At 69.7% G+C, this 2,387-nt stretch carries 3 protein-coding genes and 1 pseudogene; 1 reads left to right on the top strand and 3 read right to left on the bottom strand.

Going from position 1 to position 2,387, the window contains the following annotated elements:
* From PV363_RS17285 to PV363_RS17275, 3 genes are all read right to left on the bottom strand, one after another.
* The coding region (locus tag PV363_RS17285) for an acyl-CoA dehydrogenase family protein (protein WP_301023013.1) at positions 1-515 on the bottom strand (515 nt) is incomplete at its 3' end.
* 42 nt (positions 516-557) lie between these two features.
* A complete protein-coding gene (locus tag PV363_RS17280; protein WP_220343198.1) occupies positions 558-986 on the bottom strand; it encodes a pyridoxamine 5'-phosphate oxidase family protein in 429 nt (142 codons plus the stop codon).
* Positions 987-1,000: 14 nt separating this feature from the next.
* Positions 1,001-2,011 carry an aldo/keto reductase family protein gene (locus PV363_RS17275; RefSeq protein WP_220343197.1) on the bottom strand — a complete coding sequence of 337 codons (1,011 nt, stop codon included), beginning with the start codon at positions 2,009-2,011 and terminating at the stop codon, positions 1,001-1,003.
* Positions 2,012-2,080: 69 nt separating this feature from the next.
* Between PV363_RS17275 and PV363_RS17270 the strand changes: the two are divergent.
* A pseudogene (locus PV363_RS17270) lies at positions 2,081-2,387 on the top strand (hypothetical protein); the annotation flags it as partial.

Raw genomic sequence — 2,387 nt, 5'->3', positions numbered from 1 at the left:
CGGGCGAAGACCAGGAACAGGTCCGCGATCGGGGCGTTGGTGATGAACCGCTTGTCGCCGTCGAGCACCCACGTGTCGCCCTCGCGGACGGCGCGGGTGCGCAGGCCGGCCGGGTTGGACCCCGCGCCGGGCTCGGTCAGCGCGAACGACGCCACCACCTCGCCCGAGGCGATGCGCTCGAGCCACTCCTCCTGCTGGGCGCGGGTGCCGAAGCCGACGAGCACCTGCCCGGCGATGCCGTTGTTGGTGCCGAACATCGACCGGAACGCGAGCGACGTGTATCCCAGCTCCATCGCCAGCTCGACCTCCTGGACGAGGTCGAGCCCGAGCCCGCCCCACTCCTGGTCGATGGCGTACCCGAACAGGCCCATCGCCTTCGCCTTGGCGAGCAGGTCGGCGGGGATCGCGTCCGCGTCGGCGATCTCTCGCTCGCGCGGCACGACGTCTCGGCGGACGAGCTGGCGCACCTGCTCGAGCATGTCCGCGAGCTCGTCTGGGCTCACCGTCGGGTTCATGGCGCGATCATGCCGGGTGGGCCGCACCGTGTCTCGTGAGGGTCAGCTCCAGGCGATCCGACGCCCGCTGACCGCGGTGGGCGTGAGCGAGATCCAGAGCACCCGGGCACCGTCCGCCCACGGCGACGCACGGTTCGGCCCCCACAGGTCGTTGAGGACCTTGGGGTCGGTCTCGTGCTGACCGATGCCGGTGAGCAGGACCGACCACCCGGTCTGGTTGGCGCCGTCGATCGTGTCGACCTCGAAGGCGATCGGCGTGTCGGTGACGGCCTGGGCGACCGCGCCGTACGGCGTGGTGCGGAACAGGATCCGGTGCTCGTGGACCATGAAGTTCACCGGGAAGATCTGCGGCGACCCCTCGGCCACGAACCCGATCCGGCCGACCTCCTGGGTGCCGACGAGCTCCCAGCACTCGCTCTCCGACAGCTGCATGAGACGGCGGTTCGGCCCTGTCTCCCCCAACGTGCTCATCGTGTCCCTCTCCGTCAGCTCGGGCGCGTGTCAGGCGCGTTGCGTGCGGTCATCGCCGGATCGCGCACGACGACGTCACCGAGGACCTCGTCGATCGTCTTGAGCACCTCGGCATCGAGGCGCACACCGCTCGCCTTGACGTTGTCGGTGACCTGCTCCGGTCGCGAGGCGCCGATGATCGCCGCGGCGACGTTCGGGTTCTGCAGGACCCACGCGACCGCGAGCTGCGCCATCGACAGCCCGAGGTCGTCGGCGATCGGCTCGAGCCGCGCGACGCGCTCGAGCACATCGTCCTGGAGGAAGCGAGCGACCATGTCGGCCCCGCCCTTGGTGTCGGTGGCGCGCGAGCCCTCGGGCGCCGGCTGACCGGGCTTGTACTTGCCGGTGAGCACGCCCTGCGCGATGGGGGACCACACGATCTGGCTGATCCCGAGCTCCTCGCTCGTCGGCACGACCTCGCCCTCGATGACCCGCCACAGCATCGAGTACTGCGGCTGGCTCGAGATCAGCTGGACGCCCAGGTCCTGCGCGAGCGCGTGCCCGGCGCGGATCTGGTCGGCTGTCCACTCGGAGACACCGATGTAGAGCGCCTTGCCGGAGCGTACGACGTCGGCGAAGGCCTGCATCGTCTCCTCGAGCGGCGTCTCCACGTCGTAGCGGTGCGCCTGGTAGAGGTCGACGTAGTCGGTCTGCAGACGGCGCAGCGACGCGTCGATCGACTCGCGGATGTGCTTGCGGGACAAGCCCGAGTCGTTGTGCCCCCGCGGACCGGTCGGCCAGTAGACCTTCGTGAAGATCTCCAGCGACTCGCGCCGCTCGCCCTTGAGCGCGTCGCCGAGCACCTCCTCCGCGACGGTGTTGGCGTAGACGTCGGCGGTGTCGAAGGTCGTGATGCCCTCGTCGAGGGCCTGGCGCACGCATGCCTGCGCGACGTCGGCCTCCACCTGGGAGCCGTGGGTGAGCCAGTTGCCGTACGCGATCTCGCTGATCTTGAGGCCGCTGTTGCCGAGGTAACGGAAGTCCATGTCACCCACGTTAGTGCGAGGTGCCCGACAGGGTCGGTCAGCGACCGCTGAGCAGGGCAGGATGACCCCGTGACGACGACGTACGAGGACGTGCCCGAGGACACGACGACCGGCACCGCCCGGTGGACGACGCGGGTCGTCCTCATCGCCCTGTTCCTCTTCGTCGTCGCGGGAGCGGCGGGTCTGCTCGGCGTCCGCAACCTCACCGCGACCGCCGAGGACGGTGGATTCACGCTCTCGGTGAACTATCCGCGACTCGCGCGCGCCGGACTCGACACCCCGCTCTCGATCACCGTGTCGAACCCCGACGGCGTCGGTGAGGAGGTCGTGGTGGGGATCTCCCAGGAGTACCTCGAGATCTTCGAGACCCAGGGCA

Source organism: Mumia sp. (assembly GCF_028803055.1).
Classification (GTDB): Bacteria; Actinomycetota; Actinomycetes; order Propionibacteriales; family Nocardioidaceae; genus Mumia.
Note: the sequence above shows the minus strand (reverse complement) of the source record. Positions and strands in the feature narration are given on the sequence as shown.